General features: G+C 33.2%; 14 protein-coding genes and 1 other RNA gene. 14 read left to right on the top strand and 1 reads right to left on the bottom strand.

Annotation, left to right across the window (positions count from 1 at the left end; all coding sequences use genetic code 11):
* Positions 1 to 36 precede the first annotated feature (36 nt).
* The 10 genes from dnaJ to BLW23_RS04700 all read left to right on the top strand — a co-directional run bounded on the left by dnaJ (position 37) and on the right by BLW23_RS04700 (position 11,970).
* Positions 37 to 1,155, top strand: a complete 1,119-nt coding sequence (dnaJ, locus tag BLW23_RS04745; RefSeq protein WP_093668074.1) for a molecular chaperone DnaJ — start codon at positions 37 to 39, stop codon at positions 1,153 to 1,155.
* Positions 1,156 to 1,426: 271 nt separating this feature from the next.
* Positions 1,427 to 1,736, top strand: an RNA gene (gene rnpB, locus BLW23_RS04740) — RNase P RNA component class A.
* Positions 1,737 to 2,169: 433 nt separating this feature from the next.
* Positions 2,170 to 4,947, top strand: coding sequence for a bifunctional aconitate hydratase 2/2-methylisocitrate dehydratase (locus tag BLW23_RS04735; protein ID WP_093668452.1), 2,778 nt, complete (start codon positions 2,170 to 2,172; stop codon positions 4,945 to 4,947).
* Between the two features lie 139 nt (positions 4,948 to 5,086).
* Positions 5,087 to 5,719 carry a cupin domain-containing protein gene (locus tag BLW23_RS04730; RefSeq protein ID WP_093668073.1) on the top strand — a complete coding sequence of 211 codons (633 nt, stop codon included), beginning with the start codon at positions 5,087 to 5,089 and terminating at the stop codon, positions 5,717 to 5,719.
* Positions 5,719 to 6,102 (top strand): hypothetical protein, encoded by a 384-nt coding sequence (locus BLW23_RS04725; protein ID WP_093668072.1) that lies wholly within the window; start codon positions 5,719 to 5,721, stop codon positions 6,100 to 6,102. Before BLW23_RS04730 ends, BLW23_RS04725 begins: the two co-directional genes overlap by 1 nt.
* A complete protein-coding gene (locus tag BLW23_RS04720; protein ID WP_093668071.1) occupies positions 6,080 to 7,105 on the top strand; it encodes a hypothetical protein in 1,026 nt (341 codons plus the stop codon). Before BLW23_RS04725 ends, BLW23_RS04720 begins: the two co-directional genes overlap by 23 nt.
* A 210-nt stretch (positions 7,106 to 7,315) precedes the next feature.
* On the top strand, positions 7,316 to 9,583 hold the full coding sequence (locus BLW23_RS04715) for an aconitate hydratase (protein WP_093668070.1): 2,268 nt from the start codon (positions 7,316 to 7,318) through the stop codon (positions 9,581 to 9,583).
* 198 nt (positions 9,584 to 9,781) lie between these two features.
* Entirely contained in the window at positions 9,782 to 10,453 is a 672-nt protein-coding gene (locus BLW23_RS04710; RefSeq protein ID WP_093668069.1) for a Crp/Fnr family transcriptional regulator, read from the top strand.
* A gap of 73 nt (positions 10,454 to 10,526) precedes the next feature.
* Complete coding sequence (locus BLW23_RS04705) at positions 10,527 to 11,417, top strand: anti-sigma factor (RefSeq protein ID WP_093668068.1); 891 nt, start codon at positions 10,527 to 10,529, stop codon at positions 11,415 to 11,417.
* Between the two features lie 76 nt (positions 11,418 to 11,493).
* Positions 11,494 to 11,970, top strand: a complete 477-nt coding sequence (locus BLW23_RS04700) for a DUF6495 family protein (RefSeq protein WP_093668067.1) — start codon at positions 11,494 to 11,496, stop codon at positions 11,968 to 11,970.
* A 4-nt stretch (positions 11,971 to 11,974) separates the two neighbouring features.
* Here BLW23_RS04700 and BLW23_RS04695 read toward each other — a convergent pair whose 3' ends face one another.
* Complete coding sequence (locus tag BLW23_RS04695) at positions 11,975 to 12,661, bottom strand: Sir2 family NAD-dependent protein deacetylase (protein ID WP_093668066.1); 687 nt, start codon at positions 12,659 to 12,661, stop codon at positions 11,975 to 11,977.
* A 247-nt stretch (positions 12,662 to 12,908) separates the two neighbouring features.
* Here BLW23_RS04695 and BLW23_RS04690 point away from each other — a divergent pair, with 247 nt between their 5' ends.
* From BLW23_RS04690 to BLW23_RS04675, 4 genes are all read left to right on the top strand, one after another.
* Complete coding sequence (locus tag BLW23_RS04690; RefSeq protein WP_093668065.1) at positions 12,909 to 13,580, top strand: TrmH family RNA methyltransferase; 672 nt, start codon at positions 12,909 to 12,911, stop codon at positions 13,578 to 13,580.
* 342 nt (positions 13,581 to 13,922) lie between these two features.
* Positions 13,923 to 14,336, top strand: a complete 414-nt coding sequence (locus BLW23_RS04685; RefSeq protein ID WP_093668064.1) for an IS1/IS1595 family N-terminal zinc-binding domain-containing protein — start codon at positions 13,923 to 13,925, stop codon at positions 14,334 to 14,336.
* Positions 14,337 to 14,431: 95 nt separating this feature from the next.
* Positions 14,432 to 15,643 (top strand): hypothetical protein, encoded by a 1,212-nt coding sequence (locus BLW23_RS04680; protein ID WP_093668451.1) that lies wholly within the window; start codon positions 14,432 to 14,434, stop codon positions 15,641 to 15,643.
* 9 nt (positions 15,644 to 15,652) lie between these two features.
* Positions 15,653 to 15,916: a DUF4212 domain-containing protein gene (locus tag BLW23_RS04675; protein ID WP_093668063.1), complete on the top strand. Its 264-nt coding sequence runs from the start codon at positions 15,653 to 15,655 to the stop codon at positions 15,914 to 15,916.
* Positions 15,917 to 15,931 lie beyond the last annotated feature (15 nt).

Raw genomic sequence — 15,931 nt, 5'->3', positions numbered from 1 at the left:
TTTAATTGTTAATAATTAATGGTCAATTGAAATTATATGGCAAAACAAGATTATTACGAGATTTTAGGGATTTCAAAATCGGCTTCTCAAGCAGAAATTAAAAAGGCTTACAGGAAAATGGCTATTAAGTTCCATCCTGATAAGAATCCGGATAACAGTGAAGCTGAAGAAAAATTCAAATCGGCAGCTGAGGCTTATGAAGTTTTAAGTGATGAAAATAAAAAAGCTCGTTACGATCAATATGGTCATGCTGCTTTTGAAGGAGGCCAAGGATTTGGCGGAGGTGGAATGAATATGGATGACATATTTAGCCAGTTCGGTGATATTTTCGGAGGAGGCTTCGGTGGCTTTGGTGGATTTGGTGGTGGTGGACAGCGCCAAGCCAGAGTGAAAGGGAGTAATCTTAGAATTCGAGTAAAACTTACTTTAGAAGAAATAGCAAAAGGATCAGAGAAGAAGGTAAAAGTAAGAAGAAAGGTACAGGCTGATGGTGTAACTTATAAAACATGTACAACATGTAATGGTTCAGGTCAACAAATGCGTGTTACCAACACTATTTTAGGTAGAATGCAAACAGCAACTACTTGTGGTACATGTCATGGAGCTGGTGAGATTTTGAATAAAAAACCTTCTGGTGCTGATGCACAAGGAATGATTGTTAAAGAGGAAACTGTTTCAATTAACATACCTGAGGGAGTAACTGAAGGAGTTCAATTAAAGGTAGGAGGAAAAGGAAACGAGGCTCCTGGTAAAAATTCCATTCCTGGAGACTTATTAGTTGTTATTGAAGAAGTTCAACATGAAAACCTAAAAAGAGAAGGAAGTAATATACATTATGATTTATATGTAAGTTTTTCTGAAGCTGTTTTAGGGGTTTCTAAAGAAATTGATACAGTTACAGGTAAAGTTAAAATAAAGATCGAACCAGGTACTCAGTCTGGAAAAATATTACGATTAAAAGGAAAAGGACTTCCAAGTATTGAACATTATGGAACAGGAGATTTCCTTATTCATGTAAATGTGTGGACACCTCAAGAATTAGCGAAAGATCAGCGTAAGTTTTTTGAATCAATGCTAGATGATGAGAATTTCAATCCAAATCCTCAAAAGTCAGATAAATCTTTTTTTGAAAAGGTAAAAGACATGTTTTCTTAAGAATTAAGTAAAAAAAAATAAATAACAGAATAGCCTACCATATTTATGGTAGGCTGTTTTTGCTTAGTATATACGATGGCTTAATTACTTTCCTCTATGGAATTATAAATTGAACGGTAGGAGAAATTTTGTGTTTTTTTATTTGTTTTAAATAAAATAAATACTCTATATTTGCTTCATCTAGAAGACGTTCTAGATACTTTTTCTTTTTCATAGCAATTTTCCCACTCAATTTTGAGTGGTTTTTTTTTATAAAGACGAATTAAAAATATAAGCAGCTCTATCTTATCGACTTATGCTTTTATAAGTAGGAAAGTCCGGACACCATAGAGCAAACATAGCGGATAACATCCGTCCAGTGTAAACTGAGGACAAGTGCAACAGAAAGAATGTACAGGTAATGCTGTAGTGAAACCAGGTAAACTCTATGTGGTGCAATGTCACGTATATTAGAGATTGAGTGCCGCTCGCACGATTCTAAGGGGTAGACAGATTGACTTTAATAGCAATATTAAGGCTAGATAAATGATAAGAACCTTTTTTAAAGGACACAGGATCCGGCTTATTGAGCTGCTTTTTATTTTTAATGCTTATTTAGAATTGTTATAAAGAAATGGTTCGTAAAAAACAGGCTTGGAAATTACTATATCCTCAATTTTTTTTCTGTAAATGAAGTTTTAATTGCTGTAAAATCAATTTATTTAATTTTTTATGAATATTGTTTATTAATAAGCTTATTCTGTTGTATATTTTTAAATTAGTAGGTAAAATCGTATTTTTGCTCAGCAAAAATTAACATTAATCACTTACGTTCTTTACTAAAGTTGATATTAATAATTAGTAATTTTACCTCTAATAGTATTGATATCAGTGTAAATAACCGAGTGTTATAATGTTTTGTTGAAATACATGTTGTAGAATTACAACAACTCAAAAGGACATTAACATAATTTATGAGAGTAAAGAGAATTAGTATACCTCTTGCTTTCTCAAAAAGAAAAGACTTCTATTTTTATGAACACTTACCAAGATTACATCAAGGAGATTGAAGCGCGAAAAATTCAAGGACTTCATCCAAAACCAATTGATGGGGCAGAATTGTTAAGCGAAATAATCGCGCAAATTAAGGATGAAAAAAATCCCTATCGTGAAGACTCTCTTAATTTCTTTATCTATAATACTTTACCGGGTACAACAAGTGCTGCGGGAGTAAAGTCTAAATTTTTAAAGGAGATTATTCTTGGGGAATCAATCGTAAAAGAAATTTCAACTGAATTCGCTTTTGAACAGTTGTCTCACATGAAAGGTGGACCTTCAATAGATGTTTTATTAGATTTAGCTTTAGGGAGTGATGCTTCAATTGCTGTAAAAGCAACTAAGGTATTAAAAACTCAAGTGTTTTTATATGAAGCCGATATGGAACGTATCGAAAATGCTTATAAAGAAGGAAACGCTGTTGCGAAAGAACTAATAGAGAGTTATGCTAAAGCAGAATTCTTCACAAAGTTACCAGAGATCGATGAGGAAATAGAGGTGGTAACTTTTGTTGCTGGTATTGGTGATATCTCTACAGATTTATTATCTCCAGGAGCTGACGCGCATTCTAGATCAGATCGTGAATTGCACGGTCAGTGTATGTTTGAGCATAATAAAGACATGCAAAATGAACTTTTAGCGTTAAAAGAAAAGCACCCTAATAAACGTGTAATGTTAATTGCAGACAAAGGAACTATGGGAGTAGGGTCTTCTAGAATGTCAGGGGTTAATAACGTTGCATTATGGACTGGTATTTCTTCAAGTCCATATGTTCCATTTATTAATATTGCTCCAGTAATTGCTGGTACAAATGGAATAGCTCCAATTTTTTTAACAACGGTTGGAGTAACTGGTGGTATCGGTATCGATTTAAAGAACTGGGTAAAGCAAAAAGATGCTGAAGGAAATACGGTTGTTGATGATGAAGGAGAAGCTATCTTAAAAGAAGAATATTCTGTTGCTACAGGTACTGTACTTACCATAAACACAAAAACAAAGAAGTTATATAATGGACAAAAAGAGGTAAAAGATATTTCTACGGCTTTAACACCACCAAAAATGGAGTTTATAAAAGCAGGAGGGTCTTATGCTGTTGTTTTTGGTAAGAAATTACAAACTTTTGCTTGTAAAGTATTAGGGATAGATGTACCTCAAGTATATGCTACTTCAAAAGAAGTTTCTATTGAAGGGCAAGGTTTAACTGCAGTTGAAAAAATATTCAATAAAAATGCCGTAGGAACAACTCCTGGCAAAACATTACATGCAGGATCTAATGTTAGAGTTGAAGTTAATATTGTAGGGTCTCAAGATACTACAGGGTTAATGACTTCGCAAGAATTAGAAATGATGGCTGCGACTGTAATCTCTCCAATCGTAGATGCAGGTTATCAATCAGGTTGTCATACTGCTTCTGTTTGGGATGATAAGTCGAAAGCTAACATTCCAAGGTTAATGAAGTTTATGAATGATTTTGGATTAGTTACTGCACGTCATCCTGAAGGGAAATATCATGCAATGACAGATGTAATTCATAAAGTGTTAAATGATATTGCTGTTGATGATTGGGATGTAATTATTGGTGGAGATTCACATACACGTATGGCTAAAGGTGTTGCTTTTGGTGCAGATTCAGGTACAGTTGCCTTAGCATTGGCTACAGGTGAGGCTACAATGCCAATTCCAGAATCTGTAAAAGTTACCTTTAAAGGTGAAATGAAATCTTATATGGATTTCCGTGATGTGGTGCACGCGACTCAACAACAGATGTTAGAGCAATTTGAAGGAGAGAATGTATTCCAAGGAAAAATTATTGAAGTACATATTGGTACCTTAACTTCTGATCAAGCATTTACATTTACAGATTGGACTGCTGAAATGAAAGCTAAAGCATCTATCTGTATTTCTGAAGATGAAACTTTAATCGAATCATTAGAAATTTCAAGAGACCGTATCCAAATTATGATAGATAAGGGTATGGATAACGCGAAACAGGATTTTAAAGGTTTAGTTGATAAAGCGAATAATCGTATTGCAGAAATAAAGTCAGGAACTAAGTCTGCATTAAAACCAGATGGTGATGCTAAATATTATGCTGAAGTCGTTATTGATTTGGATAAGGTTGCTGAACCAATGATTGCAGATCCAGATGTAAATAATGAAGATGTATCGAAACGTTATACGCATGATAATATTCAACCATTATCTTTTTATGGAGGAACTAAAAAAGTTGATTTAGGCTTTGTAGGTTCATGTATGGTACATAAAGGTGATATGCAAATATTAGCTCAAATGCTTAAAAATGTAGAAGCACAACAAGGAAAAGTAGAATTTAAAGCTCCTTTAGTTGTTGCACCACCTACCTATAATATAGTAGATGAATTAAAAGAAGAAGGAGATTGGGAAGTATTAGAAAAATATGCAGGATTTGTATTTGATGATAATGCTCCAAAAGCCGTTGCAAGAACGAAGTACGAAAACAAATTGTATTTAGAACGCCCAGGTTGTAGTTTATGTATGGGGAACCAAGAAAAAGCCGAACCAGGTGATACTGTTATGGCTACTTCTACGCGTTTATTCCAAGGAAGGGTTGTAAGAGATACGGAAGGTAAGAAAGGAGAGTCATTATTGTCATCTACGCCAGTGGTAGTGCTATCTACAATTTTAGGTAGAACACCAACGATGGATGAATATGAAGCTGCTGTTGAGGGAATTGTATTGACAAAATTCAAACCTTCTCAAAAAGAATTAGTTATCTAATTCCATAATAAAGCACGATTTAAATACCTTAAATATATTTACAAAGCCCGAGTTTATTCTCGGGCTTTTTGACTCAATATATGTAATCAGAATTATTGTTAATTTTGCAAAAAACAAATTTCCCAACTTAATAATTAATATGTCAAATAAACTCTTCGGAGCACACTATTTTCATTCTAATAGTGTAAACACGTTTCAATCTTCTATTGATCAGTTATATTTCTTCAAAACCTATATAGGAAAAAATGTTATAAATGTTGAGCTAGGAGATTCTGTTTATTTTTTTGATGATACGTTAAAAAAAGCTATCGTAAAAAAAGGTCCATGTAAAGTTAATTCTCTTCATTTAGCTACTGTTATAAGAGGTTATATGCATCCTGATACCACTACTTCCTTGGAAGGAGTTACTTCGCTACCTTATGTAAATGGATGTTCAACAAAACAATTGTTTGCTCCTATTCGTTTAGGAGATCCAACTTTACAGTATTTAAAAATGCCACCTTCTAGCAAAGAACAAGAGCATCATATCCATTCAACTTTTAGAGTTGTTTATATCCTCTCAGGAAGAGGGAGAAGTGTTGTAGGAATGAAGGAAGAGAATACTATTACAGAATTAGAGCCAGGCTCTATATGTATTTTAGAACCAATGTGTCCACATCATTTTGAAACCTACAAGGATGAATATTTAATAGCCATTCCTCTTCATGTTTTTTCCTCAGTCGGAGGAATTGAGAAAAACCATCCCATGTTTAACGGTACAATACTTATATAATGACAAATGAACAAATTGATAAAATAGTAAACGACTTTTTAGTATCATTTAATAAAATGTGCGTTAATGACAGAAAAGATCTCTTAGAGCGAGAAAGAACAATAAATTATGAGCACGGTTCACGTATAAAAAAATACAGAGTAACTCACAGAATTAAGAAAAAGAAAGATGAATGGTTAATTGAGGCCGTAAGTAATGGTTTCTGGATATTTAAAAGGAAATTCCCTTTACTAAGAATTGTTCGAAACAACAACAGGATATCTTTTTATGGCATGTTTACATATGATTTTCCAGACTTTGAGTTACACCAATTAAAATCTAAACTAGATACCTATTTGTCTAATTGTAAGAAGCAATCATATGATACGTTCACAAAATCCTGATCGACCTTTATTTTATCTATCTAAAAAAGAACTTTTCCAAAAGTATAAAAGGATGGCCAATCCAATATACTTAAAAAGTTGTGAATTTTTCGGAGCTACTCTAATTGATAGAACTCATATGCTAGACTCAGGCTTTGATTTCACAATAATTGATGAGATTCCAGTCATTAACGATACGAAAACTTTTAAAGAGATATGCGACCATAGAGCAAAACAAGTATTGAATAGCACTACAAGTGATCTAAATGTCCTGTGGTCTGGAGGAATTGATTCGACTCTAGCTCTAATATCCATCTTAAAACAATGTTCTTCGGAAGAATTAAGCAGAATAAATATAATTCTTTCAAAAGAGTCCATAAAAGAATATACTACATTTTATAAAGAAGTAATTGAAGGGAAGTTGAATCATAAACTCATTACAGGAACAATATACGAACATATCTCACCTAGTGATGTTATAATTACAGGAGAAAATGGAGATCAGCTCTTTGGAAGTGATAAGTTAAAGCATACGGTGATATCAAAAGATGCCTTTAGTTCTTATCACAAAATCTTAGATTTCATTATTTCAAGAAAACTAGGGTCTAGTAAGTATACTTCTGATATTATAAAATATTTAGAACCCGTAATTAACAAATGCCCATTCGAAATAATAACCCTGTATGATTATTTATGGTGGATGAATTTCGCGTTAAAATGGCAAACAGTATCGATGAGACTTTTATATGGTATTAATAGAAATGCCCAAGATTTAGAGCACAATGTTTATCATTTTTTTAAAACTCCTAGTTTTCAAAGTTGGTCATTATCGAACCATGATAAAAAAATTAAAGACACTTGGAAATCATATAAATACATCGCCAAAGAAATAATATATGACTATCACAATGATAAAGAATACCTAGTAAATAAAGAAAAAGAACCATCATTAAAAGAAATTATAAGAACAACTAGCAGCTCCTTGTCATGGTTAAAGAATATAAAAACAGGTTACCTAAAATAAGTATCTGTTTTTTATATAGGGGTTTAGATAGAGTTGATGAATCGAGAATTTTCCCTCTAAAAAAGCTTGGTTTAAGCCATGTTTTTTTCATTAAAAGAACTTCTGTATTATAAATTTCTCCAATGTCGCCATAATTTTTACGATTAAGGATGACGAGTATTCCATGTTATTTTTTATTAAATTGTACTTGTAACAAAAAAATAAACTAATATGGCTTTTGATATTGAAATGATAAAGGAAATCTATTCTAAATTTCCCGAAAGAGTAGAGGCTGCTAAAAAAATAATAGGGAAGCCCCTTACTTTAGCTGAAAAAATCTTGTATGCACATCTTTGGGACGTTAAAACTAATAAAGCATTTGTTAGAGGAAAAGACTATGTAGATTTTACTCCAGATCGTATCGCTTGTCAAGATGCTACCGCTCAAATGGCGTTGCTTCAGTTTATGCAAGCTGGAAAAAATAAAGTCGCTGTTCCAACAACAGTGCACTGTGATCACTTAATTCAAGCAAAATTAGGAGCAACAAAAGACTTGCAAACCGCATTAAATAATAGTAATGAAGTATTCAATTTTCTAGAATCAGTTTCAAACAAATATGGAATTGGATTCTGGAAGCCTGGTGCTGGGATTATTCATCAAGTAGTTTTAGAAAATTATGCCTTTCCAGGAGGAATGATGATTGGTACGGATTCTCATACAGTGAATGCCGGAGGATTAGGAATGGTAGCTATTGGTGTTGGAGGAGCTGATGCAGTAGATGTAATGGCAGGAATGCCTTGGGAATTAAAATTCCCAAAATTAATTGGTGTAAAACTTACAGGTAAATTATCTGGATGGACTGCTCCTAAAGATGTAATTCTTAAAGTTGCAGGGATTTTAACAGTTAAAGGAGGAACTGATGCCATTGTTGAATATTTTGGAGATGGAGCCACGTCTATGTCTTGCACCGGAAAGGGAACTATTTGTAATATGGGAGCTGAAATTGGTGCAACCACATCTACATTTGGTTATGATGAATCAATGGAACGTTATTTAAGAGCTACGAATAGAAACGACGTTGCAGATGCCGCAAATGAAATAAAGGAGTACTTAACAGCAGACCCAGAAGTATATGAGAACCCAGAGCAATACTTTGATCAAGTTATTGAAATAAATTTAGACGAATTAAAGCCTCATTTAAATGGCCCATTTACACCCGATTTAGCGACGGAAGTAGGTGAAGATATGACGGAAAAAGCAAAAGCTAATGATTGGCCTTTGCAAGTAGAATGGGGATTGATTGGATCGTGTACGAATTCTTCATATGAAGATTTATCTCGTGCTGCTTCAATAGCCCAACAGGCAATCGATAAAGGATTAAAAACCAAAGCTGAATTTGGGATAAACCCAGGGTCAGAGCAAGTGCGTTTTACTGCTGATAGAGATGGGATTTTAAAGGTTTTTGAAAATTTAAATGCTAAGATTTTCACCAATGCTTGTGGTCCTTGTATTGGACAATGGGGACGTTATGAAGATCCTAAAAATGCTCCAAAAAATAGTATCGTTCATTCGTTCAATCGAAACTTTGCTAAAAGAGCCGATGGAAATCCCAATACACATGCATTTGTTGGCTCGCCCGAAATGGTAGCAGCGATTGCAATATCGGGTCGATTGGATTTCAATCCTATCACAGATACCCTAATTAATGAGAATGGTGAAGATGTAAAATTAGAAGAACCAACTGGTTGGGAGTTACCTTTAAAAGGTTTTGCAGTTGAAGATGCTGGGTATATTGAGCCTAAAAAAGATGGAAGTAAGGTAGAAGTAGCAGTAAACCCAGATTCTGAACGCTTAGAATTATTAACACCTTTCGTTCCTTTGGGAGATAAAATTCAAGGCGCAAAGTTATTGATAAAAGCGTATGGCAAGTGTACTACCGACCATATTTCTATGGCTGGTCCTTGGTTACGTTATAGAGGTCATCTAGACAATATTTCGAACAATATGTTAATTGGTGCCGTGAACACTTATAATAAGCAAACAAACTTTGTTAAAAATCAATTAACAGGAGATTACGATGCCGTTCCAAAAGTACAACGACATTATAAAGCTCAAGGAATTAAAACCATTGTAGTGGGAGATCATAACTACGGTGAGGGCTCTTCTCGTGAACACGCAGCCATGGAACCTCGTCATTTAGGAGTAGCCGCTGTTTTAGTTAAATCTTTTGCTCGTATTCATGAAACTAACCTTAAAAAACAAGGTATGTTAGGGGTAACGTTTGCCAATGAAAATGATTACGATTTAATACAAGAAGATGATACATTTAACTTTTTAGATTTAAATGAATTTGCTCCGGGGAAGCCATTGACAATCGAAGTAAATCATAAAGATGGTTCGAAAAATACGATCATTGTAAATCACACCTATAATGAAGGGCAAATAGAGTGGTTTAAGGAAGGTTCTGCATTGAATTTAATTAAGAAGCAAAATGATTAAAACATTTTAGTTTAGAAATCTGAAAAACCTCTGATATTTATCTGAGGTTTTTTGTAAGGATTTAGCTTTATTTTAGACTAAGATTTGTAGTTAAGTAAATCGATTATATTTCTAGTGTTTTTCTATGAATTCATAGAAAAATAAAACGAAAAAATATCGTTGAATTTTAATCTCATTTAATGAATAAAACTATGAACTATGAACACTTATTGGTACTTTGAAAATACAAACCTCTTTAAGATACTTTGCCCTCACAAATATCCTGCGTATAAAAAAGATCATACGTTTAATAACTACAAAAAGAGCGACTATATCTATTTTGAGGAAGATGCTGCGAATAAAATTTATTTGATTGACAATGGTAAAGTTAAAATAGGGTATTATACCGAAGACGGTAAAGAAGTTATAAAAGCAATTCTTACAAAAGGAGAAATGTTCGGTGAGAAAGCCATTCTAGGAGTGGAAAAGAGAAATGAATTTGCTCAATCGATAGACAATTCTACGTTAATATGCCCGGTTTCGAAAGATACGATGTATTCGCTAATGCGTGATAATGCTTCAATTAGTTTTAAAGTTTATAAATTTATTGGGATTCGTATCAAAAGACTAGAACGCAGGTTGCAATTACTGTTGTTTAAAGACACGAAAACACGTTTATTAGAGTTTTTTGATGAACTTTGTGAGGATTATGGGTATGAGTGCGATAAAACAGGTGATAATATAATAAAACACCCTTACACTCAAAAAGATATTGCTACACTTATTGGCACTTCAAGACCAACGTTAAATACTCTTATGAATGAATTGAAACAGGAAAGTATCATAGATTTCAATAGAAAAGAACTAAGAATTTTAAAAAAAATAGCTTAAGTGTAAGCTAGCTGACATTTTATTAGAAAAGTCTGGGATAAATTTGTTTTTATATAATATTAATACAAAAACAATGAAGAAATTATTCTTAGGCTTTTTAGCCGTAGCAGCAGTTACATTTACTTCTTGTAGTGATGACAATGATACCAATTCAGTGCCAACTACAAGAGATTTAACCCTTGATATTACCGGTTTAGAAAATCTTGGTTCAGATTATAAGTACGAAGGATGGGTCATAGTAAACGGCGCTCCAGTTTCTACCGGTGTGTTTTCCGTAGATGATTCAGGAAATTTATCGCAAACCTTTTTCTCAGTAGAGTCAAATGTGTTGGCTTCGGCAACAACTTTTGTTTTATCGATTGAACCAACCAACGATCCTGATCCTGCACCAGCAGATACTAAAATTTTAGCAGGAGACTTTTCAAGCAATTCAGCAAATGTTTCATCAACAGGCATTGTAGGTGATTTCGCTAATGCAACAGGAAAATATATTTTAGCAACTCCAACAGATGGAGAAGACAACAATGAATTTAGTGGTGTGTGGTTTTTAGACTTAACAAGTGGAAGTCCTACTGTAGGATTAACATTACCAACACTTTCGGCTGGATGGAAATATGAAGGATGGGCCGTTATTAACGGAACTCCTGTAAGTACAGGTACTTTTACAGCGGCTGACATGGCCGATGATAATGCAGCAACATCTACATTCAAAGGAGACATGGGGAATGGTCCAGGATATCCAGGAGAAGATTATATTCAAAATGCTCCTATGGGATTAACCTTTCCAACCGATTTAAAAGGATCGACTATCGTGGTTTCAGTTGAACCAGACCCAGACAATAGCCCATCACCATTTACTCTAAAACCCTTAGCTCATTTGGTTCCGTCTGATGCTAATCACCATGACACATTAATTATGGGAGCTGGACCAGTAGCTGCTATTTCTGGAACGGTAACACGTTAGTTTTTTGTAAAAAGTTCCCTTAATTTTAAAGAGCAATCATTTATCTTTGGTTGCTCTTATTTATGTTATATAAAGAATGAAATATAGACAATTAACAAAGGAACAATTTGAAGGTTTACATGAGGAGTTTGCTCATTTTTTGGCCTCTCAAAGTATTGATGCAAAGGAATGGAATCAAATAAAACAAGATAAGCCGCATGTTGCTGAGGAAGAAATGAATGTTTTTAGTGATGTTGTTTGGGATGATGTTTTAAATAGAACCGAATATTTAGAGCACTTTTCATCAAACATTATCAATTTATTTAAATCTGACGAAACAAGAATCCATAGGATTGTAATACAGATAAGTAATAACGATATTAATTTAATGGAAAAAGATGGATATGAGTGGTTGTTAAAAAACGCACAAGATCCTTCGGTAGAAATTTTACAGGGGAATAAAGCATATCAAAACGAAAGAAATACTGAAATATTTGACTTAATAGAAAAGGGAAGTAATATTTCAAAAGGTGAACTTTTTGAGTACTTTAAGAGTTTGATTAGTGATTCATAATCATTTATTTGGTCAGTAACTCTATTAGCCTATCAGTACCTGAACTAGCAACGTCTTCAATAATTGTTAAATTGTTAAAGGCGTTTTTTGTAATAGCAGGTTTTGGATCAATAAAGAAAATAGGAGTCGTAGGATTCACATATTCAATTAAACTTGCCGCGGGATACACTTGCATTGAAGTACCGATGACTACCAAAACATCAGCTTTCATAGTAATTTCAACCGCATTTTCTAACAAAGGAACGTCCTCTCCAAACCAAACGATATGTGGCCTTAATTGCGAATTTTTCTCACATAAATCGCCAAGCACAATGTCCTTATCCCAGTCATATACTAAATTTTGATCCCTGGTACTTCTTACTTTACGTAATTCACCGTGAAGATGAGTTATATTGGAGCTACCTGCACGTTCATGCAGATCATCAACATTTTGAGTAATAATTTGAACATCAAATACCTCCTCTAGTAAAACTAAGTTTTTATGACCTTTATTCGGAGACACTTTTAGTAGCTGACTTCTGCGCTGATTATAAAAATCTAAAACTAATTCGGGATTGTTTCTAAACCCAATCGGAGAAGCCACTTCATAGATGTCATGTCCCTCCCATAAACCATCTGCATCTCTAAAGGTATTGATACCGCTTTCGGCGCTCATTCCGGCACCTGTAAGGATTACTAATTTCTTTTTCATAAATAATTTTATAAAAGTTTATATAGATATTAATTAACCAATAAAATAAAAAAATCGAATAGATCATTCCAAGAAAATCTATTCCACGAATACCAATATTATCAAAAATAAAGCATAGCCTCAACTATGTTTCCTTGTCAAAAGAGGAAGAAAGGAAAAAAAGGTGTTTTATTATGGTAATTTCAATTTGTAAATGGTATCAATGAACTAAGAGTTTAAAAATAGGAAAATTTACTATGTTTGCAGCATGATTGATCATGATTTATTGACATATTTAGAAGGCTATCTTACAGAAAATAGAAAGACCTTATTTCAGAAAGTATTAACAGAAAGAACGAAACATTTTACAGTTGTTTTGGAAGATATATACCAACCTCATAATGCAAGTGCTGTTGTTAGATCATGCGATATTTTCGGAATCCAAGATGTGTATGCAATTGAGAATCGATATACCAATAAAGTTTCCCGCCATGTTGCTAAAGGAAGTCAAAAGTGGTTAGACCTTCATCGTTATAAAAATGATGGAGATAATACCAAACAATGTTTATCAGATTTGAAAGCGAAAGGATATCAAATTATCGGAACTACACCGCATAATGATTCCTGTTACTTGTCTGATTTTGATATTTCCAAAAAAAGCGCTTTTGTATTTGGAGTAGAGAAGGAGGGGATTTCAGAATATGTAAAAGAGCATGCCGATGGCTTTCTTAAGATTCCAATGGTTGGTTTCACTGAAAGTCTTAATATTTCTGTTGCAGCAGCAATTATTTTACAAGATGTTACAGCTAGACTTCGTAATTCATCCATTAATTGGCAATTGTCAGATGAGCATAAGCAAGATATTTATATGGATTGGTTACGAAAGTCAATAAAAAATGTAGATAAATTGATCGATCATTATCATTCAAGTTTGAAATAGTTTAAACGAGCTCAATAAGCTCCTCTAGATATAAAATATATATTTTATGTAGTTATCTACGAAAAGATGAAATCTATCATCAATCGTTAAAGTGTTATGAATTTTCTCATTAGAAGTGGCACTACTTTGAAAAGACATAATTGTTTTGTCAATCTTACAAATTCATAAAAAAGAAACGATATTTAGAAAAGTATGAATGTGTTAGATACATAAAAATTAGAATTGATGTATCGAATATTAATCATTCAAAACAACATTTTGTTTTTGTTTTTAACTAAAATGTAAAACAATTGTTAATTTTAATGCTAATTTGGTATATTTATGCTAAATAAGTATACTTAAATGAATTTATGCCCAAATTGTTCCTCTGATAAAATTATAAAGGCAGGTATTATTAAAGACCGTCAGCGCTATAAATGTAAATCATGTAATTATTATTTTACGGTAAATAAAATTGGTAAAAAAATTGATGATTACTACGTTAATAAGGCCTTGCAATTATATTTAGAAGGACTAACATATAGAGAAATAGAGCGAATTCTCGGTGTGTCTCATGTGTCAATTATGAATTGGGTAAAAAAGTATGGAATAAAGCGCCCATACAAAGAGAATTATCATCCTTCCTATAAAATTCTTAACCATGAAGAACTCCAGAAGTACTTTTCAAGTATCGATAATATTAAGGGGGCAGGTGTTGTAATTACTGAGTTAGGGGATAAGTTTATGCTAATAAAATGGGAACGTTTTAGAGATTAAGTATATCAATTTTACAAAAAAGTATACTAGTTTTCATTTTACCCTCATTTTTTAAGATGTTAGTGATCAACTAAATGTTAACTAACAATTTAATTATGAGAAAATTATTAATAGTAAAGTTGCTATTTCTAATGGCAACCTTTTCTGTTTATGCTCAGGGGAATTCAGAGTATTCAGGAGGTTATAAAATTAAGTTCAACGAAGATGGCTCCAAATACATGCGGATTATAGCATGGGGTCAATTTTGGGCCCAGTATAATGATAATGTCCCTGATAACACCAGTAAATTAAACTTTAGTGTGCGTAGAGCAAGGGTACTCACCTTTACCCAACTAAATAAAAAATTTTTACTTTTAACTCATTTTGGATTAAATAGCTTAAACGGCGGGAATCAACATCCAATTGGTGCTGGGGATCGTTCGCAATTATTCTTTCATGGTTTTTGGGGAGAATGGAAGGTTGCTGATGAAATTCAAGTGGGAGCTGGTTTACATTACTGGAACGGTATTTCTCGTTTAAATAACCAAAGTACCTTAAACATGTTGACTTTGGATAACAACCGTCAATCGTGGGCTACTATTGGGTTATCGGATCAATTTGCAAGGCATATCGGAGTGTATGCCAAAGGTAAACTAGGTAAATTGCAATATCGTTTCGCTATCAATGAAGCGGGTACAAGTACGCTAGATAACAGAGATCCAATAGTTGAAAACACAACAGTTTATGGAGGAAGAAGAATTTTAGGCTCTGCTGATGCAGGTAAAGTTTATCAAGGATATGTCGATTATAATTTCTTAGACCAAGAATCGAATTTCCTTCCCTATAAAGTTGGTACGTATTTGGGAAGTAAAAAAGTGTTTAATGTTGGCGTTGGATTCTTCAATCACCCAAATGGTGTAGTAAAAGCAGATGGACAAGGAGATGATGTAAGTATTTTTGCTTTTGATGCATTTTATGATGCTCCTATTGGAAACAACGGTTCTGCAATTACGGCATATGGAGTTTTTCAAAGTAATGATTATGGTGAGAATTATAACTTCAGTGCTTATTCTTCTGGAAGTATGATTTATGGTCATGTGGGATATTTAATTCCTGGAGAAAAAGATAAAACTCGTTTTCAACCATATGTTTCTTATCAAAATCGATCAATTGATGCTATAAATGATAATGCGAACAGGTTAGGAATTGGAGCGAATATATTTATGACAGGACACCACTCTAAATTATCACTGGAATACGCTAATTCTCAAATAGGAAATAGTGATAGTTCAGGTGTTTTTACACTTCAAGCAATGATTTACTTATAAAATAATATTATGTCAGATAAACAACAAAAGGCAACTTCGTATTGGAAAGAAAACCTTAAATATTTAACCATTTTATTAAGCATTTGGTTCATTGTATCCTATGGTGCCGGAATTTTACTTAAAGATGTTTTAAACTCAATTAAACTAGGAGGTTTTAAACTAGGTTTTTGGTTTGCTCAGCAGGGATCAATATATGTATTCGTTGTCCTCATTTTTGTATATGTGAGGCTTATGAATAAACTAGATAAAAAATACGGATACAGCGAAGATTAACTAACTAAAGAAAAA

The organism is Tenacibaculum sp. MAR_2009_124 (genome assembly GCF_900105455.1).
GTDB lineage: Bacteria > Bacteroidota > Bacteroidia > Flavobacteriales > Flavobacteriaceae > Polaribacter.
The sequence above is the reverse complement of the archived record's forward strand: the minus strand, read 5'-3'. Positions and strand labels throughout refer to the sequence as shown.